Source organism: Kordiimonas gwangyangensis DSM 19435 = JCM 12864, assembly GCF_000375545.1.
In the GTDB taxonomy this organism is placed as follows: Bacteria; Pseudomonadota; Alphaproteobacteria; order Sphingomonadales; family Kordiimonadaceae; genus Kordiimonas; species Kordiimonas gwangyangensis.
Genome location: NZ_AQXF01000002.1, coordinates 285,352 through 306,539, shown reverse-complemented (window position 1 = coordinate 306,539; position 21,188 = coordinate 285,352). Strand labels below are relative to the sequence as shown.

Genomic DNA, 21,188 nt, shown 5'->3' with positions numbered 1-21,188 from the left:
TCATATCGTGGTCTTGACATTCGGGGCCATTCATGCGCTTTTCCGGGCCAAATTTGTACGTATTTTCGTACTCAACAAAGACTAAAAGATCGTAGGACAACATGCACGCATATCGTTCGCACACCTGTAACGAACTTCGCCACGCCAACGTGGGCGAAACTGTCCGCCTTTCTGGCTGGGTACACCGCAAACGGGACCATGGCGGTCTCCTTTTTATCGACCTGCGCGATAATTATGGCATCACCCAGCTCGTGTTCGATACCGATAGCGCTGCTTTCGCTGGCGCCGAAACCGTGCGGTCGGAAAGCGTGATCCGTATCGATGGTCGTGTGAAAGCCCGTACAGCTGAGACAGTCAACAAAGACCTCGCCACGGGCGAAGTGGAAATCTTCGTTGATGACCTTGAAGTTCTGTCTGCGGCTGGTGACCTGCCGATGCCGGTGTTTGGCGATACCGAATACCCGGAAGACATCCGCCTCAAGTACCGCTTCCTCGACCTGCGTCGTGAGCGTCTGCACAAAAACATCATCATGCGTTCGGGCGTGATCAACAGCCTGCGCCGCCGCATGATCGAACAGAACTTTACCGAGTTCCAGACCCCGATCCTGACGGCGTCCAGCCCTGAAGGCGCGCGTGACTTCCTCGTGCCGGCACGCCAGCACCCGGGCAAGTTCTATGCGCTGCCGCAGGCACCGCAGCAGTTCAAGCAGCTGATCATGGTTTCCGGCTTCGACCGCTACTTCCAGATCGCGCCTTGCTTCCGTGATGAGGATGCGCGCGCTGACCGTAGCCCGGGCGAGTTTTACCAGCTCGACGTCGAGATGAGCTTCGTGACCCAGGATGACGTGTTCAACGCGATCGAGCCTGTGCTCGTTGGCGTGTTCAAGGAATTCTCCACGAAAAAGATCACCGAAGCACCGTTCCCCCGCATCGCTTATAAAGACTCGATGCTCAAATACGGTAACGACAAGCCTGACCTCCGTAACCCGATCGAGATCCAGGACGTGACCGAGATTTTCCGCGGCTCCGGCTTCGGCATCTTCGCGAACATGGTTGAAAACGGCGCTGTTGTCCGTGCAGTTCCGGCCCCTGAGGCTGGCCTGCAATCGCGTAAATTCTTTGACGGCATGAATGACTGGGCAAAACGCGAAGGTTTCGCGGGCCTCGGTTACATCAACATCAAGGACGGCGTACCGGGCGGCCCGATTGCCAAGAACCTCGGTGAAGAGCGCACGAAGCAGCTTCTTGACCAGCTTGGTCTTGGTGCCAACGACGGTGTCTTCTTCGCTTGCGACAAGGAAGCCGGTGCTGCGAAACTTGCAGGTGTTGCGCGCACGAAAGTGGGCGAGGACCTCGGCCTCATCTCTGACGATGAGTTCAAGTTCTGCTGGATCGTCGACTACCCGATGTTCGAGTATAACGAAGACGAAAAACGCGTCGACTTCTCGCACAACCCGTTCTCCATGCCGCAGGGTGGCATGGAAGCCTTGGAGACGATGGACCCGCTCGACGTGCTCGCATACCAGTACGATATCGTTTGTAACGGTGTTGAGCTGTCGTCTGGCGCGATCCGGAACCACCGTCCGGACATCATGATCAAGGCCTTCGGCATTGCGGGCTACGATGAAGCGACCGTAGAAGCGCAGTTTGGCGGCATGCTGAACGCGTTCAAATACGGCGCACCGCCACACGGCGGCCTCGCACCAGGCGTTGACCGTATGGTCATGCTGCTGGCGGACGAGCCGAACATTCGTGAAGTGATCCTTTTCCCGATGAACCAGAAGGCGGAAGACCTGATGATGGGCGCGCCGTCCACTGTCAGCGCCAAGCAGCTCCGGGAGCTACACATTCGCTGCGTCGAACCGGCGAAAAAGGAAAACAGCTGAGTTTACGAGATGGGGCCCACGCGGCCCCATCTTGCCATTAGGGCAGGGCGCAAGGCCCACCTTCACCACCACCAGAACGAGACCGGTTGATGAACGATAAAATCCTCATTCTCGATTTCGGTTCACAGGTAACCCAGCTTATTGCGCGCCGCGTGCGTGAAGCCGGTGTTTACTGTGAAATCGTCCCCTTCAATAAAGCCGATGAAATCATCGACAGCTTCGGTGCTGCCGGTGTCATCCTCGGTGGCGGCCCTGCAAGCGTTACCCATGAGGATACGCCGCGTGCGCCGAAGCGCCTGTTTGAGATGGGCCTGCCCATCCTCGGCATCTGTTATGGCCAGCAAACGATGGTGGCGCAAATGGGTGGCAGCGTTACAAGCTCCGATCATCAGGAGTTCGGCCGCGCCTTCGTTGACGTAAAGGAACCCTGCGCGCTGTTTGACGGTGTCTGGAACGTTGGCGACCGCGAACAGGTTTGGATGAGCCACGGCGACCATGTGGACCGCCTGCCGGAAGGCTTCAAGGTTGTTGCAACGTCGGAAGGCGCGCCTTTTGCCGTTGTCGCCAACGACGAGAAACGTTTCTATGGCGTACAGTTCCACCCTGAAGTGGTACACACCCCGCACGGTGCGCAACTGATCCAGAATTTTGTTAAGAAAATCTGTGGCTGTTCTGGCGAATGGACCATGGCCAGCTTCCGCGAAACCAAGATCAAGGAAATCCGCGAGCAGGTTGGCGACAAGAAGGTCATTTGTGGCCTCTCCGGCGGCGTCGACAGCTCGGTCGTTGCCGTGCTCATCCACGAAGCCATCGGCGACCAACTGACCTGTGTGTATGTCGACCACGGCCTGATGCGTCAGGGTGAGAGCGATCAGGTCGTGAACCTGTTCCGCGAGCACTACAACATCAACCTTGTGCACAAGGACGCGTCTGAGCTGTTCCTCGGCGCACTTGCGGGCATCAGCGACCCTGAGACCAAGCGCAAGACCATCGGCAAGCTCTTCATCGATGTGTTCGAGGAAGAAGCCAAGAAAGTGGGCGGCGCGGACTTCCTCGCGCAAGGCACGCTTTATCCTGATGTGATCGAAAGTGTTTCCTTCATTGGCGGCCCCTCGGTGACCATCAAGTCGCACCACAATGTGGGCGGCCTGCCTGAGCGTATGAACATGGCGCTCGTGGAGCCGCTCCGCGAACTGTTCAAGGACGAAGTCCGCGCGCTTGGCCGTGAACTTGGCCTGCATGAAGACTTTGTTGGCCGCCACCCGTTCCCGGGGCCGGGCCTCGCTATCCGTATTCCGGGCGAGATCACGCGCGAGAAGGCTGATATCCTCCGCAAGGCTGACGCCATCTACCTTGAGGAAATCAGGAACGCCGGTCTTTATGACACCATCTGGCAGGCATTTGCCGTGCTGCTGCCGGTCAAGACCGTTGGCGTGATGGGTGACGCGCGCACTTACGACCACGTTTGTGCCCTGCGTGCAGTGACCTCCACGGACGGCATGACGGCGGACTACTACCCGTTCCCGCACGACTTCCTCGGCCGTGTTGCCACCCGCATCATCAACGAAGTGCGCGGCGTGAACCGGATTGTGTACGACATCACGTCGAAACCACCGGGAACCATTGAGTGGGAATAAACTCAATAAGAGGGCGCACCATCCGGTTGCGCCCTCTTTTTTGTCCTGCAGGCCCGTGTGTAATATGCAACAAATGCCATAGCATCATGGCCTTTGCTTTTTATTCGAGCGCAACTTATATGTTTCCCCAGTGGAATAGGCAGCAGTGCTGCATATTTAGGGGGAATGTTCGAGATGTCGTTTTGGCCGGTGTTTTCCCGGGCGCAGGTCCGCAGCTTTCATGAGCGCGGGTTCCTCGTATTCGATCCCGGTATCAAACAACCGGATATCGACGCCATTATCAAACGAACGTGCGAACTCTATGAGCCAAGTGAAATAAGTTCACAGGGGCAGGGTGGCTATAAACACGGAACGCGTTTAACCGACGTCCATTACGGAATTGCGGCAGCTCGGCGCATCGCGACGGCACCAAAGGTGTTGCGTGGCCTGAAACAGCTTTTCGGGCGGACGGCTCTGCCGTTCCAGACTTTGAATTTCCCGACAGGCACCGAGCAGATGGCTCATTCGGACACCATCCATTTCAATAGCATGCCCAGCGGCTATATGGCAGGTGTGTGGGTGGCACTCGAAGACATTGACGAAGATAATGGACCACTTGTCTATTATCCCGGCAGCCACAAGTTGCCGGAATACCGAATGCAGGATTTTGGCCTGCGCTCCAGCTATGACGATTATTGGCTGTATGAGCAAGGGATTGAAAGGCTGGTGCAAAAGCATGACCTTCAGCCTGAATATGGCCTGATCAAAAAAGGTCAGGCAATCATATGGCACGCCAATCTGCTGCACGGCGGTGCGGCGCAGCGGGACAATAGCCGTAGCCGCCATAGCCAGGTCACGCATTATTTCTTTGAGGGCTGCCGTTATTATACGCCAATGAACAGCACGCCTGACGCGCCGGATTTCAGGACACCCGAGTGGATCCCGCGTCAGCCCAACAGGCTGGACAGGCTTAAAGCGTTCTTTTAGCTCGCGCTTGAAATCGGGGCCGGGGATATTTCCCATACAACCGGAGTGTCGGATGCACATTGCCTGAGGGTGTGTGTTGGGGCAGCAGGAAACGCGAAACACCTTATTGCCTCTTTGTACACAAACAGCTACGCATTTCGAGGGGCTAGTGCTGAATGCGGAGAGGAAACCAACGTGCGATCCGGCTTACACAATAAATTCTGCGTCATTCTGGTGATGGCCTGTTTTGGGCCGCCGGCACTTGTCTCCGTGCTTGGCACCATTCACTATGTGGACCGGACGAATTTTGGCCTGCTGGATAATCTGCTCCTAATTTCCCCGCAAGTTGCCTCCTACCTTGTGCTCGCCGTCGGTGCGCTCTTGAGCGCGCAACTGCTTTGGCCCGGTGCCACCCGAACGGCGAAACTGACTTGGGCAATGCTTTGCATTTTTCTGTCGCTCAATGCCCTGATGCTCGAACTCAATGGCCTTGCATATAAGCTCACCACCGGGGCAAATGATTTTGACTATTCGCTGGTGTTTCATTCCATACGGAACATGGATGACCTCTGGCCGGTTTTTTCAAGCGTTATCAACCCGGCACTCGTTGCAGTTCTCGCCGCGCTCGGTGCGCTCTACATAGTTGCCCTGATCTGGATCTCCGTGAGGTCGGTTACCGAAGGTCCGGTGCACCCGCGTGCGGTGCACCTCGGCGGCGGAGCTTTACTGGTTGCCGCTGTGGCATGTGCCATAGGTATATACGGCCATACTTTCCCCGGGCGGCCGGGGCGACTAACGATCTCCGCAGCCCCGCCGCCAATTGCACTATCGGCAGTGATGCGCAGTTTTGCCAAGGTTCACGCGCTCTCAACCGATCAGGACACCGCGCCAATTCGCTCACAGTTTCCCACCGATATGGGCCTCAAGCTGCCTGACGAGAAAAAGGCACTGCCAAATATCGTGCTGATCATTGGCGAAAGCACCGGGTACAAACATACGCTCGGCCTTGATATGGAAGAGACCCATACGCCTTTCCTCAAAACACTCGCGGCGGCCGGCACGGAATTTGTGAATACCTATTCCTATATTCCGCATACATCCAAATCGATTGTCAGCATCCTTTGCAGCATTGAGCCGTCCTTCAACCTGCCGGTTATCGCAGGCAAGCTCAAAGGCGGGTTGCCGGTGCGCTGCCTGCCAAAACTGCTTGGCGATGTTGGATACAGAAGCGTGTATCTTTCGACCGTCACAGGCGAGTTCGAATATCGCAAACGTTTCGTTGAGAACGCAGGTTTTGACGTGAGTTATATGGAAGATGAAATTGCGTCGCCTGAATATGAGAAGAACAATTATTTTGGCTACGAGGAAGATGCGTTGCTGCCGCATACCGCCAAAGTGTTTGCGGACACGAGCGGCGAACCACTGTTCATGACGATCCTTACGCTGACACCACACCATCCCTATATCCCGCCGTCACATTTTGAGGCCAAGCAGCTGTCAGACGATGAGGAAAAAAATGGCTACCTGAACGCCCTCAGGTACCAGGATGTGTTTCTCGGCAAATTGTACCAACAGGTTGAAGAGGCTGGCCTCAAAGACAATACGGTGTTTGTCTTTGTTGGTGATCACGGCGAGGCCTTTGGTGAACACGGCTTGAAGCAACATGACGCTGTGCCGTTTTTTGAGACACTAAGGGTGCCTTTTGTAATTGTGGGCGCCGGTATCGAAGCGGGGTTGAGGGTCACCAAGAATGTCTCGCTCCTCGATGTTTTGCCAACTTTGGTAGATATCTCTGGCGCCGAGCCAACCGGCAATTTCGACGCATATGCCGGAACGTCGGTATTTTCCCGCCCCGCGGATCAACCCGTATTCTCCTACTGCTACCGAGAAAAATACTGCGCGTCCATGGTTCAGGGGCGCTGGAAATACGTGCATTATTTTGGATACGCGCCAAACCTATTTTTTGACCTTGAGACTGATCAGTTGGAGCTTTTGCCGCTTGCCGTTGAGGGGAACGAAACAGCCGAACGCATGGAAAAAGAACTCATTGCGTATGTCGACGCCGTGGAAGCCTACCAGCGCGCATTTCTCAGCCAGAGTAGTTGGTGGAATGTAAACGCGTCTAACCCGCCGCCAGCTACCCCAGCAAATTAGTCAGTGTAACGCCGCGCGCATGATCTGAGATGTGCTCGGTTCCAAACGACCCAGCTTTGGGATGAGCTTTTTCATGCGCACTGCGGTTTTAGATTTCCCGCGGGGGATGCGCGCGCTAGAAAGAACCATATCTAGCTGGGAGCCGAGAGACTAATGGACTTGAACGCAATAAAGGACATTCGCGAAAAATTTGCCACACGTGGCTATGGAACCATTCATGCCGAAGAGGCCATTTTCATCCGGTCTTTGATTGAGGAGCATCGCCCAACCAACTTCCTCGAACTGGGAACAGCGTCTGGCCTTTCGTCAGGTTATATCTGTGCGTTCATGGAAGAATTTGGCGGCGAAAGTTTCACCACGGCTGATTTTTCTGACACCTTTTTTGGTGACCATTCGAAGGAGATCGGCTTTCTGATGCACGAGGGCTACAAGGGGGGCAATCTGCAGATAGCCAAGCGGCCATTTACCATTTCCCTCGACATCTACGATGAAGGTCGCTCTTACGACATGATGTTCGTGGATGCCAATCACATGCATCCGTGGCCAACGATCGACACCGCTGTGCTTCTGCCACGTCTTGGCCGCAGCCGCATAATGATCCACCATGACTATCTGCTGTTTGCGCTTCAGAAGCAGGTCAAGGGTATTGGCCCCAAATATCTCTATGATCAGTTTGCGCCGGAGCACCGCCATTTAGCCCATAACTCCGGCGGCAATATCTTTTATCTCCGCGCATCTGAGGAGGTTAGCGAGCACAGCAAATCGTTGGCGGAGAGTTTCCTGCTGCCTTGGTCCATCAACGATGATCCCTTCTCTCCCAATGTGAAGAATGCGGTTTTTAACGGCCTGAAAGACCGTTTCGAGGCGATCCTCAGCCGCCACTACGATAAAGTTGTCCTCGAGGCTTTTCAGGAGGGTTACGCCCGGCATACGGAGCGTTTGGCGAACCGCCAGCAACTTATCCGCATGGTGCGGACCGTGGTATAGGGAGGCTGGCATGACGGGACAACCACCCAAGAAGCCTGAAAAGACCATTCTTGAGACAGTGAACCACTTTCTCACGAGCCACCCCGAGCTTGTGGCTCCTGTTCAAACCATCGTTTCGGAGAAATGGGGCAGGCACCCCTACGATGTCAATTTCATCTATGAACTGAATAAAAGCCTGCTCGCAAAATCTGAAGCCCAGTTGCGGCAGGATATTTTTGTGCTGCATCACCTTGGTTTCAAGCGGGATGGTTTTTTTGTCGAGTTCGGCGCAGCAAGCGGTCGTGCGCTCAGCAACACCTACCTGCTGGAAAAAGAATTCAACTGGTCTGGCATCGTTGCGGAACCTGCTCGGCACTGGCATGAGATGCTTGCCGCGAACCGGAGCTGCCATATCGAGACAGCGTGCGTCTGGCATACCAGTGGCGAGCGGTTGATGTTCCTTGAGGTGGCGAATCCGGAGCTCTCCTCCATTGATCATTTCGCCGACGCAGACAGCCACGCAAAAGACCGTAGGGAGGGTCACAACTATGAGGTCGAGACCATTTCCCTCATGGACCTTCTGGAGAAGTATGACGCCCCAAAGCGGATTGACTATCTCTCGGTCGATACGGAGGGCAGCGAATTTGAAATCCTGCAGGCGTTCGACTTTGGCCGCTATGATATAGAGGTCATTACGGTAGAGCATAATTTCACAGCACAACGGGACGAGCTCTATAGGCTGCTCACCAGCAATGGCTACGTCCGTACACTGGAGCATATCTCACGTTTTGATGACTGGTACATAAAGCGCACCTAGCGGCGACACGCCTGCAATATCGGCCTTGCATTCTTGCCCTTTACCATTAAACCTTTTGGGTGAATTTAATGATGGCGCTAACAAGGGAAATTTCATGCGAGTGTTGGGACTTCTGATCATTCTTTTGGTCACAACTGTTAGCGCCGCAGGCGAGGGAGACAAACCAGTGTTCAACGAAAAAGACTTCGAACAACTTCGATTTCTGGAAGGTCGCTGGGTTGGCACCGCGCCCGACGGCACCAAGTTCTACGATCAATATGATTTTGAGAGCGCTACGACCATACGGTCGCGTCGCGCGACAGATGACAGCTTCAGCGCGTTTTCGGATGGCAGCACTGTAACACTGTCCGATGGAGAGATCCTCTCAACCTGGGGCGAATTTATCTGGGCCGCGACTGCCGTGAGTGCTGACGCAGTGAAGTTTGAACCACGCAATGCGCCAAGTTCCTTCTCGTGGCTTCACAAGTCTGACAGTGAGATTGAAGTCGTACAGGAATGGACCGACGAAAAAGGCCAGGAACAACGCTATTCGATCACCCTCGGCCGGATGGAATAGAGATACACGCATTGTAGCCTGCGATATCGGCGAACACTACGGCAACAGCCGTATATACCGCAGCAGTTAGAAAAGCTTGCGCACGCTTATGCTGGACTTTTAGGCCCATAAACCAATATGTAGGGGCAAGTTTAGTTTTACGCCATAACGTAGGGACGCACCGTCCGGTCGGGCGGTGCCTCTGGAAAGCGAGTATCATGTCGACCGAGCCCAAAGACACCGTTATCGACGCGCGCCCAAAGCGGCAGCAAACTGCCAAAAACATTTCCAAGATGAAAGGCGGCACGCCCATCGTGTGCCTCACCGCCTACATCACGCCCATGGCAGCGCGGCTTGATAAATACTGTGACCTGCTTCTCGTGGGCGACAGTGTGGGTATGGTTCTTTACGGCCTTGAATCCACGCTTGGTGTCGATGTGGAGACCATGATCCGCCATGGCCGCGCAGTTTGCCGCGGTGCCAAACAGGCCCTGGTGGTGGTCGATATGCCCTTTGGCTCCTATGAAGAATCGAAAGAACACGCCTTCCGCAATGCAGCACGCATCCTGTCCGAGACTGGTGCTGGTGCAGTCAAACTTGAAGGCGGTGTGGAAATGGCGGAAACTGTGCGTTTCCTCACACGCCGCGGTGTCCCGGTGCTTGGCCATGTCGGCCTGATGCCGCAGTCTGTGAACACCAACGGCGGTTATGGCGCTCGTGGTCGCAGTGTCGACGAATGGCAGCCCATTATTGATGACGCAAAAGCCATTCAGGATGCCGGTGCCTTCGCTGTGGTGCTTGAGGGCGTTGCAGAACCGTTGGCCCGCAAAGTGACTGAGGTACTGCATGTACCGGTCATCGGCATCGGTGCCTCGAATGCGTGCGACGGCCAAATCCTCGTGACCGAAGACATGCTCGGCCTCTTTGCTATCAACCCCAAATTCGTCAAGCGCTACACAGAGCTCGCGGCGGGCATTGAAGAGGCTGTGGACGCCTACGCACGCGAAGTGCGCACCCGCGCCTTTCCGGGCGAAGAACACACCTACAAAATGCGCGGTTCAAATAGCTGAACCACTGCCGAAAAAAGACCATAATTCGCTGCGCAGGTAATTAGTGTTTTCTGGGTTTGCGTCTGGCTTCCGCTTTGGCTATTGTAGCGGCCAAATCGCGAGGCCTAGGCCTGAATTTTAATGATTAATAGACGCTGTCTCCACCCAACGAGAGGCGGCATTGTCTGGGGAGTATAGTGTGTCGGACCTGAATTCCGATCTTCTCACGCAGGAAGTCGATGACGAGGTGCGCCGTGAGCGCATGCTCAATCTTTGGAAAGCTTACGGCAAATTTGTGATCGGTGGCGCTGTCGCTATCGTTGCCATTGTTGCAGGTAACGAAGGCTATAAGGCCTATGTCACGTCGGAAGAGCAAAAGAACTCAACGGCTTTTGAAGCTGCTGTCGAGGCCGCTGGCCGCGACGGTGCCGATGCCGTGAAGGTGTGGGAAGATGCCGCCCCAACGCTTGGCAGCGGTTATGGTGCACTTGCCAAACTTCAGCTGGCCGCCGCCGCAACCGAAGCCGGTGACCTAGACCGCGCCATTGCGGCCTATGACGCCGTCGCGAGTGATAGCAGCACGGATGAAGCCGTACGCGCCTTTGGTGACCTGCAGGCAGGCATGCTGCTCGCGGGCAAGAAGGGTGACCTCGACGGCGCCAAGGCTCGCCTCTCCACAATCGCGCAGAAGGGCAACGCCTGGTATTACAGCGCGCAGGAGCAGCTTGCGCTGATTGACATTCAGCAAGGCAACCTTGACGACGCTCTGTCCAAATTCACGCTTCTTGCCGATGATGCGGAAACACCGCAATCAATCCGTGGCCGGGCAGGCGAATTCCGCAGCTTTATCGAAGCCAAGCAAGGCATTGCCGTGCCTGCAATGGAAGCACCCGCCGACGAAGCTGAAGCAGCAGCAGAAGAAGGGGATGCACAATGAGCACGCCGATGAAAACCGTGCTGCGTTACAGCCTTCTTGGTGTGATGACCGTGGCACTTGCGGCCTGTAGCGGCGGCAACAAAAAGCCACGCGGCAAATATGACGACGAGGGCCGCGAACGTATTCCGATCCTGACCTCGACACAGATTCTTGACGCTGACAGCGCGATCTCAAGCCTGCCGGTTGTACTGCCACGCCCCTACACCAATGGTAACTGGGCACAGGTTGGCGGCAACGCGGCGCACCGCATTCAGCACCTCGCCCTTGGCGATACGCTCAAGGTTTCCTGGCGCCGCAAGATAGGCCCGGCAAACGAGAAATATGAGCGTGTTGTCAGTGGACCGGTCTCGGCCAACAACACGGTATTTGCTGTTGACGTGAAAGGCGGCGTGACCGCTGTTGCGCTCTCGGACGGCCGTGTGCTGTGGCAAAACAAGCTCGAAAACCTGTCGGACGAGCGTAGCGATGTCGGCTTTGGCGGCGGCGTTGCTTACGCGGACGGCAAAGTATATGTCACGAGCGGTTACGGCGTTGTCGTAGCGCTTGACGCGGCCTCAGGCCGTGAGGTCTGGCGCTACAAGGGCATGATCCCGTTCCGCGGCGCACCGACAGTTGGCGGCAACAAGGTATTTGTTGTCACGCACGATAACCAGATGCTTGGCCTCAACGCCGCTGACGGTTCCGTCCTATGGGAGCAGGTTGGCATCGCGGAAAGCGCGGGCATGCTTGGTGCGGCGAGCCCGGCTTTTGACGGCACGGCGCTTATCGCAGCGCTGTCATCGGGTGAACTTATTGCACTCCGGGGTGGTAACGGTCGTATCCTCTGGCAGGATGCGCTCTCGAGCTCCACACGTCTGACGCCACTGGCATCACTGTCGGACATCGACGGCGAGCCGGTGATTGATGGCGGCAAGGTTTATGCGGTCAGCCATTCCGGCAGCATGGTTGCGATTGACATGCGCACGGGCGAACGCTCGTGGGAAGCGGATATCGCTGGCGTGAACATGCCGTGGGTTGCGGGCGACTTTGCCTTTGTATCCACCATTGACGGTCAGGTTGTTGCCGTAGCCCTTGGTGATGGGCGCGTTCGCTGGGTTGCCCAGCTTCAGCGCTTCGAGAACCAGGAAAAACGCCGCGACCTGATCAAATGGAACGGCCCTGTACTTGCAGGCGACCGCCTTTTGGTGACCAGCAGCCACGGCTATGCCGTCAGCCTGTCGCCTTATACCGGTGCAACGCTCAGCGCGGTTGAAATGCCTGCGGGTAGCTCAACGGCACCAATTGTTGTAAACGGCACATTCGTTGTGCTGACAGATGAAGGTGAACTGGTAGCCTACCGCTAGGCTGCCAGATACCGTGAAGCCCCAAGGGGCTTAGCCGAAAGTAAAAAGTCATGGGCTTTACCATTGCCATTGTTGGTCGTCCCAACGTTGGGAAGTCGACGCTGTTCAACCGTCTGGTTGGCAAGAAAATCGCTATTGTCGACGATACGCCGGGCGTCACGCGGGACCGCAGGCGCGCCGAAGGCAACATTGCCGACCTCGAATTTGAGGTGATCGACACCGCAGGGCTTGAGGAGGGCGACGAAGACAGCCTTCAGGGACGCATGCGCAAACAGACCGAGATCGCGCTCAAGGAAGCTGATATCGCGCTGATGCTTTATGATGCACGCGCGGGCGTCACCTCGATGGATGAACACTTTGCCCTGTGGCTGCGCCGCGGCAACAAGCCGGTTATCCTCGCCGCCAACAAGTGCGAAGGCAACGCGGTCATCGACAATATCTACGAAGCCTATGCGCTTGGTCTTGGCGAGCCGATTGGCCTTTCGGCTGAACACGGTGAAGGCCTTGGCGAGCTGTATGCTGCCATTGTCGCGACGCTCAAGGAACTTGGCATCGACCCCTATGAGGGCGAAGAGGATGAATTCGCTCACGGGCGCCCCAAGAACCTCGACCTCGGCCCGACCGAAGGTGACATGGCCTATGAGTTCATCGACCCCGAAGACGAGGAAGAGATCAAACCACTTCGCCTCGCCATCGTAGGCCGCCCGAACGCCGGTAAATCCACGCTCATCAACGCGCTTGTCGAAGATGACCGCCTGATCACCGGCCCGGAAGCTGGGCTCACACGCGATTCGATCGCGGTTGATTGGGAATGGGAAGGCCTGCCGGTCAAGCTGTTTGATACCGCGGGCCTACGCCGCCGTGCACGGGTGACTGAGAAGCTCGAAAAGCTCTCGGTCGCCGATACGCTGCGCGCCGTGCAGTTCGCTGAAGTTGTTGTGCTGCTTCTGGACGCGGAACTGGGCATCGAGCGGCAGGACCTCAAGATCGCTGAGAAGGTGGTTGAAGAGGGCCGTGCCCTTGTGATCGCGCTCAACAAATGGGACGCGGTTGACGACCGGCTTGAGACCCAGCGCCAGCTCAAGGATGCGCTCACGCGCAGCCTGCCGCAGCTTAAGGGCGTGCTGGTGGTCAATTTCTCCGCGCTGACGGGTGCCGGTATTCACAAGCTTATGCCTGCGGTTGCGGAAGCTTACGAAATCTGGAACGCGCGTATCCCGACAGCAGCCTTCAACCAGTGGCTGGCAGATACGCTCGAGAAGCACCCGGCACCGTCGGTGGCTGGCCGCCGAATCAAAATCCGCTACGGCGCACAGATCAAGACCCGCCCGCCAACCTTCCTGATGTTCTGTAACCGCCCGGACGACCTCCCGGACAGCTACAAACGCTATCTGGAGAATGAACTCAGGCGCGACTTCAACCTGCCGGGCGCACCGATCCGTATTCTGCTCAAGAAGGGCAAGAACCCGTATGAGAGCAGGCGCAAGAAACGCTAGGCGCGTTCAAGCTTTATTTTGACGTTGGCAAAAGCCGCATTATGATCATGGTCATGAGGCGGCTTTTTCTTATGATATCCATGGTGGTGTTTGCCAGCACGCTCGCGCGCGCTGAGGAGACCGCCATTGTTTTTGCGACCGACTGGAAAGCGCAGGCGGAGCACGGCGGCTTTTATCAGGCGCTGGCCAAAGGCTTCTACAAGAAGCGCGGCCTGAACGTCACCATCCGCCCGGGTGGCCCGCAGACCGACAACCCACGCCTGATGGCCGCCGGTGCGCTTGATATCGCCATGGCGTCCAATAACTTCCAGCCACTGAACCTGATGGCAGCGGGAGCCGAAGTGAAGGTGGTGATGGCCTCGTTCCAGAAGGACCCGCAGGTCCTGATGGTGCACCCCCATGTGGAGGCGAGCAGCATCGCCGACCTTAAAGGCATGCCGGTCTTTATCTCCGACAGCGCGGTTGCCACCTTTTGGCCGTGGCTCAAAGCCAAGTTCGACTTTCAGGATGGCCAGATCCGCAAATACACCTATTCGCTGGCGCCGTGGCTTGTGAACAAAAACACCGTGCAGGAAGGCTATTTGTCGTCCGAACCCTTCACCGCGGCTGAGAACGGTGTCGAACCCAAGGTGTTCCTGTTCGCTGACGCTGGATACCCCGGTTATGCGGGCATGGTGATGGTGCGTGATGCTTATATGGTTGAACACAAGGACGCCGTACGGGCCTTCGTGGCCGCCAGCATTGAAGGCTGGCAGGACTATCTGTGGGGTGACGCAAGCGCCGGCAACGCGCTTATCCTCAAGGACAACCCGGAAATGACACCAGAGCTGATCGCCTTCGCAATCGGCATGATGCGCGAGAATAATATGCTGGGGGACAAAGATACCGTCGGCCAGATGGATGCCGCGCGCTGGCAGCGTTTCTATGACGAGATGTCCGCGCTGGATATCGTCGACCGGGGGCTTGATGTCAGCAAAGTCTACACCCTTGAATTCCTGCCAGGGCAGGGCGAATAGCCAATGCTCAGCGCCACCGACCTTCATTTCACTTATGCTGAAAGCGACAGGCCGGTCATCCGGGGCATCTCATTTGATTTGAAGGCAGGCGAGATTGTCTCGCTGCTGGGACCGAGCGGTTGTGGCAAATCGACCATTCTGCGGCTTGTGGCGGGCCTTCTCAGCCCCGAAAGCGGAATGATTACGTGGCCTGCAGGCGAGAAACGGCTTTCCTTCGTTTTTCAGGACGCCGCACTGATGCCATGGGCCACGGTAACAGAGAATGTGCTGTTGCCGCTGAGCCTTAAAAACACTGTCGGCGAGAGCGATGTTGAAAAAGCCCATGATATGCTGGCAGCCGTGGGGCTTGAAGGGTTTGACAAGCGTTACCCGCATAAGCTCTCAGGGGGGCAGCGCATGCGGGTGTCCATCGCCCGGGCATTGATCGCACACCCGGAGTTGTTGCTTCTTGATGAGCCTTTTGCAGCGCTTGATGAAATCCTGCGATTCCAGATGAACGAAATGCTGCTCAAGCTACGCCGAAAACAAGGCTGGAGCGCACTGTTTGTGACCCATAGCGTCTATGAGGCAGCCTATCTTTCTGATCGCGTTTTCATCATTAAAAATGGCACGATAGAAGGTGAAGTTAAGCCATCACTTAATCGAGATTTGCCATCATTCGAGCAGCGTGGCTCGCCCGAATTCTCCAAAGCTGTATCGCGTATCTCCAAACTGTTGGAGGCGCGGCGATGAAACGGGTTTTACTGCCACTTCTGGCTTTGTCAGCCATTATCCTCGCTTGGCATCTTTGGGTCGCCTCCGGCAATGTGCCGAAGTTCATTCTTCCCGCACCGGGCGCGGTCGCTGGCGCACTTATTGACAACTTTGGCCCCTTCATGCTGGCAGCGGCGTCAACGTTCAAGGTCACGCTCATCGCGCTTACGGCGGCAGTGATCAGCGGTGTCGCGCTCGCGCTGGCGTTCAGCCTCAGCCGCACCGTTGAAATGACCGTCTACCCATTTGCTGTCATCCTGCAGGTCACGCCCATCGTTTCCATCGCGCCGCTGGTGCTGATCTGGGTTGGTATTGATAATGTGGAGCGCGCGCTGGTGATTATCGCCTGGCTTGCAGCCTTTTTCCCGATCCTCGCCAATATGTCGGCGGGCCTGCGCGCTGTGGACAAGAATTTGAGCGAGCTGTTCACTTTGTACGGCGCCACACGCTGGCAGCGTTTCTGGCGGCTTTTGTGGCCCACAGCCATGCCGTATCTGCTCGCGAGCCTCAAGGTTAGCGGCGGTTTTGCACTTATTGGCGCTGTGGTGGCGGAGTTTGTGGCCGGTTCTGGCGGTGCGACCGGCCTAGCGTGGCGCATTCTTGAGGCAGGCAACCGGCTGCAAACAGAGAAAATGTTCGCTGGCCTCATCCTTCTCAGCGTTATGGGCGTATGTATTTTCTATAGCTTCGCCGCCCTTGAACGCTGGCTCCTCGCGTACCGGCGCTGACGCGGCACAATGTCACTTGCCCACGCACGCGGAAGAGGGTAGCAAACCAACCATGATGTTCCAGACAAACGACAGGGACCGCAAGGCGGTCGGCATATGGCTTCTATTCATGGCGACAATCGTTTTCGCCATGGTGGTTGTGGGCGGCGCAACGCGCCTGACGGAAAGTGGGCTTTCGATTGTTGAGTGGAAGCCCGTCACGGGCGCCTTGCCACCCATTGGCGAGGCTGAATGGCAGGCTGAGTTCCAGAAATACCAGACAAGCCCTGAGTATAAGCTCAAGAACTACGGTATGAGCCTTGAGGAATTCAAAGGCATCTTCTACTGGGAATGGGCGCACCGGTTGCTTGGCCGCCTGATCGGCCTGTTCTTCTTTGTGCCTTTTGTCTGGTTCTGGGTGCGGGGCCGCATTCCAGCAGGCTACAAACCACGCCTGATTGTGCTTTTTATCCTTGGTGGCCTTCAGGGTGCACTCGGTTGGTATATGGTCAAATCCGGCCTTGTGGACGAGCCTGCGGTGAGCCATTACCGGCTAACGGCGCACCTATCGCTCGCGCTGTTGATATTCGCGGCGCTGTACTGGACGGCGCTGTCGCTACTCAATCCGCAGCCTGAGCGCACGAGTGGCGCGCTCAAGAAGCTGAGCCACAGTTTCATGGCGGTTCTGGTGCTGCAGATCGTGATGGGCGCGCTGGTTGCCGGGCTGAAGGCGGGCCACATCTTCAACACATGGCCGCTGATGGGGGACACTTTTGTGCCCGAAGGGCTTTTGGTGATGGAGCCGGTATGGCGCAATTTTCTCGACAACGCGGTTACCACACAATTTGACCACCGGATCGGCGCCTACGTGTTGACTGCGCTGGTGTTGGCGCTGCTCTACATGGCGCGTGGACAGAGTTATCGGCTCAAGAAAGGCGTTTATGCCTTGACGCTTGCTGTTGCCGTACAAATGTTTCTAGGTATAACGATGCTTCTCAAAGAAGTACCTGTCAGTTGGGGAACAGCCCACCAGGGTGGCGGTGTCCTTGTACTGGCAGCAACAATATACCTGATGCATATGCAACGCGGGAGGACAGCGAAGTGAGTGAAAAACAAGAATATGTAACCATTTACATGATGGCAGAGAGCGAAGATGTGGCCGTTCACATTGCAACGGCACTGGTCAAGGACCGCATCGTTGCCTGTGCAAACGTAAACCCGGGGACACGTTCGATCTATGAGTGGGATGGTATCATCCAGCTCGATAACGAAATTACCGTCTTCATGAAAACCACGGCCGAAATGGTCGAGCCTGCCATGAAGGTGATCAAGGAAATGCACAGCTACGAAGTGCCGTGTGTAACCGTTTCACCAATTGTGGATGCCAATCCGGACTATCTGGACTGGATCAGCCAGCAGGTTGGCGAAAAGAACTAGTCAAGCCACAGGTTATAAAGGGCGGCACCGTCATCGCCGCCCCTACCCACATGCAGGGTGCCATCTTGCCAAATAAGTGCGCGGCCCGCGCCTTTTTGCCCCCACATATTCCCTTTCAGAAATACATTCATGCCAAAGCGGATGTTATGCTTAGCAGCTTTTGCGGGCAGGGCGTATTTTATCCAGGCCTCACCTTCCGTGATGCTGCCAACATCTGATTGCCAGCCGTGCGTTTGCGGCATGTCGCCCTGATAGCCTTGCCACGGCGCGTCCCATGTGGTGCCGGTCAGGAAACTGGGCACGAGCAGCAGGTCAACGCCGCTTCCTGCCAAATAAGCTGTGGTGTCTTCAAACCAGCTGTCCGCGCACACGAGCACGCCGAGGGTACGGCCAGCCACAGGGAAGGTGGGCAGAAACTCAGCTTTCGACGCTTTAGTGAAGCCAATCTCGCTCGGAACAGGGTGCACCTTGCGCACGGCATCCTCAATCGGCTTGCCATCTGGCGTAAAGACAAAGCTGGCGTTGAAGATGGGGCCATGGCCATAGCTCAGGGTATCCGGGTAGATGCCCGGCGTCATGATGGCTGACGAGCCTGTGACGAGTGTAACGCCAAAACGCTTTGCGAGGCTTGAGTATACGTCATAAAGCGCTGCCGCTACCTCAGGCGTACGGGTACGAATGAGGGCTGCTTCCCACTGGCTTTCATCATCAAATATGAACAGGTTTTTCACCATGCCGACAAGGTTATGGCTCATGATCGGCAGCATGGCGGCTGACGTGTCCTTGGCTTCATACACGCGGCTTTTCTGGCCCATAGCCAACAGCCATGTCCCGATATGTTCCGGCAATAGCACGATGGTATTCTCACCAATCCAGCCCTGGTGTGCTGCGATCTCAAGATAGCCCGCGAGCTTGGCCTCGAACCGCGCTGGCGTCGCGTAGTCGAGCGGCTCCATATAGGGTTCGATGCCCACAACGTTGCCGCGCCCCTGGTCAGTACCGAAGCTCGCAGACACTTTCATGTATAGGGAAGGGGTAGCCGAAAGGTCGGGCTTGAAGCCCGGCCAGAAAAGGTAGAAAGCGGCGACCATAGTCACCGCCAGAAGTACCAGTGTCTTTTTATATTTCAGCATCACCATCCTGATCAGGCGTCAGAAAGCTTGACCACCTGCTTTCCGAAGTTGTTGCCCTTGAGTACGTCGATAAAGGCTTGCGGCGCATTCTCAATACCTTCAGCCACGCTCTCGCGGTACTTCAGCTTGCCTTCCTTGAGCCAGCCGGCACCAACGCCAATCCACTCTTTGCAAAGCTCGGGGTAGTTGGAAACGATGAAACCCTGCATCTTCACGCTGCGGCCCACAAGCACAAAGAGGTTGCGGGGGCCAGCCGGCATATCATCAAGCGTAGAGTTATAGGCAGAGATAAGGCCACATAGCGCAACCCGGCTGTTGAAGTTGAGGTTGTTGATCGCCGCCTCGAGAATCGGGCCGCCAACATTCTCGAAATATACATCAATACCGTCCGGGTTCGCGGCACGCACGGCCTTGTGCACATCTTCCGTCTTGTAATTGAAGGCGGCATCGAAACCGAGGTCGTCCTTGAGGTAAGCCACCTTGTCGTCCGAGCCCGCGCTACCAGCCACATGGCAGCCCATGTTCTTGCCAATCTGGCCAACGACCTGACCCACGGCGCCAGACGCGGCCGAGACAAAAAGCTGCTCACCTTCCTTGAGGCCAGCCACGCCCTTGAGGCCGACATACGCTGTCATGCCCGGCATGCCAAGAATGCCGAGATAATAGGAGAGGGGGGCAAGCTTGGGGTCAACCGGCTGGAAGCCAGCGCCGTTTGTCGTCATATAATTGGCCCAAAGACCCATGCCTGTCACATAGGCGCCTTCCGGGAACTTGCCGCCGTTCGACTTGATCACCTTCGCCACGACACCAGCTTGCAAGGGCTCGCCAATCTGGAACGGGGGTACATAGCTTTTGGCGTCGTTCATACGGCCGCGCATATAGGGGTCGACCGACATATAGACCGTCTGAAGCAGCATTTCGCCTTTTGCGGGCTCCGGCACGTCCGTCTCATGAAGTTTGAAATTCCCGGGTTCAACCCAGCCATTTGGGCGGCTCGCGAGAAGGATTTGCTTGTTGCTCATGGTGTCTTGTCCTCCAGTTTTTGCTTTAGGCATGATATGGGGCAGGCAGGCAGGTGGGCAAGGCGGGGCAAAAACAGGCAAAAATGATGGGGTATTTATATACCGTTTTATCAAGCTGTTGTTTTTATTATATTATTTCGCGAAAAGCCTGAAACAAAGCATTTGACAGCGCTCAAAATATGCATATATTCCCGGCCAATGCGCAGCGATCCCCTGTATTCGGGCTCGTGTGCGTTTGAGTTTAACACCGGATTTCCGGTAACCGAGGCAAAAATTGCGATGAAAACTTATTCCGCAAAACCTTCGGAGATCGAGAAGAAATGGCTCGTAGTTGACGCACAGGACGTAGTCCTCGGTCGTCTGGCACAGGCCATTGCTGTTGTTCTTCGCGGGAAACACAAGCCCACGTACACCCCGCACATGGATTGCGGTGACAACGTGATTGTTATCAACGCTGAAAAAGTAAAGCTGACCGGCAAGAAACTTGCTGACAAGGTTTACTACCGTCACACTGGCCACCCTGGTGGTATCAAGTCCGCAACTGCTGGTGAAATCCTCACCGGTCGTTTCCCGGAGCGTGTGATCGAAAAAGCTGTTGAGCGCATGATCCCGAAAGGCCCGCTGGGCCGCCAGCAAATGCGCAACCTGCGCGTCTATGCCGGTACCGACCATCCGCACCTTGCGCAAAACCCCGAGGCTCTCGATGTTGGCGCAATGAACCCGAAGAATAAGAGGTAAGCGACATGGCCGACCTTCAGGATCTCAAAGAAATCACTGGTGCAGCTGACGCTGCTCTCGCCGCAACCGAAGAGCGCAAGCCGGTTGTTGACGACCAGGGCCGTTCCTACGCAACCGGCAAGCGTAAAGACGCTGTTGCTCGCGTATGGGTTAAACCGGGCTCCGGTAAAGTGACCGTAAACGGCCGCGACCAGGAAGTGTACTTCGCACGTCCGACGCTCCGTCTCATCGTGAACCAGCCCTTCCAGGTTGCTGGCCGCGAAAACCAATATGATGTTATCGCTACCGTAAAAGGCGGCGGTCTTTCCGGCCAGGCTGGCGCGGTAAAGCACGGCATCTCCAAAGCGCTTCAGCTCGCTGAGCCGGAACTGCGCGGCGCCCTCAAGGCTGCTGGCTTCCTTACTCGCGACAGCCGCGTTGTTGAACGTAAGAAGTACGGCAAGGCAAAAGCCCGCCGGAGCTTCCAGTTCTCCAAGCGTTAAGCGCACACGAGTTTTTGTTCCGAGTATCAGTTTCGAGTACCACGATATTCTGTTCAGAGTATCAAAAGGCCGTCCCCCGGGGCGGCCTTTTTGCATTTGGCGAGACGTTTGCCATATTTATCACTTCTTTACGCG

Annotated in this window: 20 protein-coding genes; 18 read left to right on the top strand and 2 right to left on the bottom strand. The window is 56.2% G+C overall.

The features are described 5' to 3' along the window. Positions 1 to 101 precede the first annotated feature (101 nt). The 16 genes from aspS (at position 102) to cutA (ending at position 17,678) form a co-directional block, all read left to right on the top strand. The gene (aspS, locus tag B150_RS0106435) at positions 102 to 1,886 is read left to right on the top strand and encodes an aspartate--tRNA ligase (protein WP_020399075.1); all 1,785 of its coding nucleotides are present in this window, start codon (positions 102 to 104) and stop codon (positions 1,884 to 1,886) included. Between the two features lie 89 nt (positions 1,887 to 1,975). Continuing rightward, on the top strand, positions 1,976 to 3,523 hold the full coding sequence (guaA, locus tag B150_RS0106430) for a glutamine-hydrolyzing GMP synthase (RefSeq protein ID WP_020399074.1): 1,548 nt from the start codon (positions 1,976 to 1,978) through the stop codon (positions 3,521 to 3,523). A gap of 165 nt (positions 3,524 to 3,688) precedes the next feature. Then, a complete protein-coding gene (locus tag B150_RS22200) occupies positions 3,689 to 4,489 on the top strand; it encodes a phytanoyl-CoA dioxygenase family protein (RefSeq protein WP_020399073.1) in 801 nt (266 codons plus the stop codon). A 174-nt stretch (positions 4,490 to 4,663) separates the two neighbouring features. Then, on the top strand, positions 4,664 to 6,622 hold the full coding sequence (locus tag B150_RS0106420; protein ID WP_020399072.1) for an LTA synthase family protein: 1,959 nt from the start codon (positions 4,664 to 4,666) through the stop codon (positions 6,620 to 6,622). 153 nt (positions 6,623 to 6,775) lie between these two features. Beyond that, a complete protein-coding gene (locus B150_RS0106415; RefSeq protein WP_020399071.1) occupies positions 6,776 to 7,609 on the top strand; it encodes a class I SAM-dependent methyltransferase in 834 nt (277 codons plus the stop codon). Positions 7,610 to 7,619: 10 nt separating this feature from the next. Next, positions 7,620 to 8,405: an FkbM family methyltransferase gene (locus tag B150_RS19960; protein ID WP_020399070.1), complete on the top strand. Its 786-nt coding sequence runs from the start codon at positions 7,620 to 7,622 to the stop codon at positions 8,403 to 8,405. A gap of 166 nt (positions 8,406 to 8,571) precedes the next feature. Continuing rightward, complete coding sequence (locus tag B150_RS0106405; protein ID WP_020399069.1) at positions 8,572 to 8,961, top strand: hypothetical protein; 390 nt, start codon at positions 8,572 to 8,574, stop codon at positions 8,959 to 8,961. A 197-nt stretch (positions 8,962 to 9,158) separates the two neighbouring features. After that, complete coding sequence (panB, locus tag B150_RS0106400; RefSeq protein ID WP_020399068.1) at positions 9,159 to 10,010, top strand: 3-methyl-2-oxobutanoate hydroxymethyltransferase; 852 nt, start codon at positions 9,159 to 9,161, stop codon at positions 10,008 to 10,010. Between the two features lie 178 nt (positions 10,011 to 10,188). Beyond that, entirely contained in the window at positions 10,189 to 10,926 is a 738-nt protein-coding gene (locus B150_RS22195; RefSeq protein ID WP_020399067.1) for a tetratricopeptide repeat protein, read from the top strand. Continuing rightward, a complete protein-coding gene (locus B150_RS0106390; RefSeq protein ID WP_020399066.1) occupies positions 10,923 to 12,269 on the top strand; it encodes a PQQ-like beta-propeller repeat protein in 1,347 nt (448 codons plus the stop codon). Before B150_RS22195 ends, B150_RS0106390 begins: the two co-directional genes overlap by 4 nt. Before the next feature lie 50 nt (positions 12,270 to 12,319). Beyond that, the gene (der, locus tag B150_RS0106385) at positions 12,320 to 13,765 is read left to right on the top strand and encodes a ribosome biogenesis GTPase Der (protein ID WP_020399065.1); all 1,446 of its coding nucleotides are present in this window, start codon (positions 12,320 to 12,322) and stop codon (positions 13,763 to 13,765) included. A 71-nt stretch (positions 13,766 to 13,836) separates the two neighbouring features. Next, positions 13,837 to 14,781 (top strand): ABC transporter substrate-binding protein, encoded by a 945-nt coding sequence (locus tag B150_RS0106380; RefSeq protein ID WP_162139664.1) that lies wholly within the window; start codon positions 13,837 to 13,839, stop codon positions 14,779 to 14,781. 3 nt (positions 14,782 to 14,784) lie between these two features. Next, on the top strand, positions 14,785 to 15,513 hold the full coding sequence (locus tag B150_RS0106375) for an ABC transporter ATP-binding protein (RefSeq protein WP_020399063.1): 729 nt from the start codon (positions 14,785 to 14,787) through the stop codon (positions 15,511 to 15,513). Beyond that, positions 15,510 to 16,262, top strand: a complete 753-nt coding sequence (locus B150_RS0106370; RefSeq protein ID WP_020399062.1) for an ABC transporter permease — start codon at positions 15,510 to 15,512, stop codon at positions 16,260 to 16,262. Before B150_RS0106375 ends, B150_RS0106370 begins: the two co-directional genes overlap by 4 nt. 52 nt (positions 16,263 to 16,314) lie before the next feature. Continuing rightward, positions 16,315 to 17,346 (top strand): COX15/CtaA family protein, encoded by a 1,032-nt coding sequence (locus tag B150_RS0106365; protein WP_020399061.1) that lies wholly within the window; start codon positions 16,315 to 16,317, stop codon positions 17,344 to 17,346. Continuing rightward, positions 17,343 to 17,678, top strand: coding sequence for a divalent-cation tolerance protein CutA (gene cutA / locus B150_RS0106360; protein ID WP_020399060.1), 336 nt, complete (start codon positions 17,343 to 17,345; stop codon positions 17,676 to 17,678). Before B150_RS0106365 ends, cutA begins: the two co-directional genes overlap by 4 nt. Here the strand turns inward: cutA and B150_RS0106355 are convergent. Continuing rightward, positions 17,675 to 18,811, bottom strand: a complete 1,137-nt coding sequence (locus B150_RS0106355; RefSeq protein WP_162139663.1) for a nitrilase-related carbon-nitrogen hydrolase — start codon at positions 18,809 to 18,811, stop codon at positions 17,675 to 17,677. The genes cutA and B150_RS0106355 overlap by 4 nt on opposite strands. 11 nt (positions 18,812 to 18,822) lie before the next feature. Then, on the bottom strand, positions 18,823 to 19,833 hold the full coding sequence (locus B150_RS0106350) for an NADP-dependent oxidoreductase (protein WP_020399058.1): 1,011 nt from the start codon (positions 19,831 to 19,833) through the stop codon (positions 18,823 to 18,825). 279 nt (positions 19,834 to 20,112) lie between these two features. Here B150_RS0106350 and rplM point away from each other — a divergent pair, with 279 nt between their 5' ends. Beyond that, on the top strand, positions 20,113 to 20,571 hold the full coding sequence (gene rplM / locus B150_RS0106345) for a 50S ribosomal protein L13 (RefSeq protein ID WP_020399057.1): 459 nt from the start codon (positions 20,113 to 20,115) through the stop codon (positions 20,569 to 20,571). Positions 20,572 to 20,576: 5 nt separating this feature from the next. Continuing rightward, positions 20,577 to 21,053, top strand: coding sequence for a 30S ribosomal protein S9 (gene rpsI / locus B150_RS0106340; protein WP_020399056.1), 477 nt, complete (start codon positions 20,577 to 20,579; stop codon positions 21,051 to 21,053). Positions 21,054 to 21,188: the final 135 nt, after the last annotated feature.

What these genes read in the sequence shown, in the direction of transcription:
- B150_RS19960 (WP_020399070.1), top strand. Translation starts at nt 7,620, where the DNA reads ATGACGGGACAACCACCCAAGAAGCCTGAAAAGACCATTCTTGAGACA.
- B150_RS22200 (WP_020399073.1), top strand. Translation starts at nt 3,689, where the DNA reads ATGTTCGAGATGTCGTTTTGGCCGGTGTTTTCCCGGGCGCAGGTCCGC.
- B150_RS0106415 (WP_020399071.1), top strand. Translation starts at nt 6,776, where the DNA reads ATGGACTTGAACGCAATAAAGGACATTCGCGAAAAATTTGCCACACGT.
- B150_RS0106355 (WP_162139663.1), bottom strand. Translation starts at nt 18,811, where the DNA reads ATGCTGAAATATAAAAAGACACTGGTACTTCTGGCGGTGACTATGGTC.
- der (WP_020399065.1), top strand. Translation starts at nt 12,320, where the DNA reads ATGGGCTTTACCATTGCCATTGTTGGTCGTCCCAACGTTGGGAAGTCG.
- B150_RS0106380 (WP_162139664.1), top strand. Translation starts at nt 13,837, where the DNA reads ATGATATCCATGGTGGTGTTTGCCAGCACGCTCGCGCGCGCTGAGGAG.
- B150_RS0106375 (WP_020399063.1), top strand. Translation starts at nt 14,785, where the DNA reads ATGCTCAGCGCCACCGACCTTCATTTCACTTATGCTGAAAGCGACAGG.
- aspS (WP_020399075.1), top strand. Translation starts at nt 102, where the DNA reads ATGCACGCATATCGTTCGCACACCTGTAACGAACTTCGCCACGCCAAC.
- rplM (WP_020399057.1), top strand. Translation starts at nt 20,113, where the DNA reads ATGAAAACTTATTCCGCAAAACCTTCGGAGATCGAGAAGAAATGGCTC.
- B150_RS0106350 (WP_020399058.1), bottom strand. Translation starts at nt 19,833, where the DNA reads ATGAGCAACAAGCAAATCCTTCTCGCGAGCCGCCCAAATGGCTGGGTT.
- B150_RS0106370 (WP_020399062.1), top strand. Translation starts at nt 15,510, where the DNA reads ATGAAACGGGTTTTACTGCCACTTCTGGCTTTGTCAGCCATTATCCTC.
- B150_RS0106390 (WP_020399066.1), top strand. Translation starts at nt 10,923, where the DNA reads ATGAGCACGCCGATGAAAACCGTGCTGCGTTACAGCCTTCTTGGTGTG.
- rpsI (WP_020399056.1), top strand. Translation starts at nt 20,577, where the DNA reads ATGGCCGACCTTCAGGATCTCAAAGAAATCACTGGTGCAGCTGACGCT.
- guaA (WP_020399074.1), top strand. Translation starts at nt 1,976, where the DNA reads ATGAACGATAAAATCCTCATTCTCGATTTCGGTTCACAGGTAACCCAG.
- B150_RS0106365 (WP_020399061.1), top strand. Translation starts at nt 16,315, where the DNA reads ATGATGTTCCAGACAAACGACAGGGACCGCAAGGCGGTCGGCATATGG.
- panB (WP_020399068.1), top strand. Translation starts at nt 9,159, where the DNA reads ATGTCGACCGAGCCCAAAGACACCGTTATCGACGCGCGCCCAAAGCGG.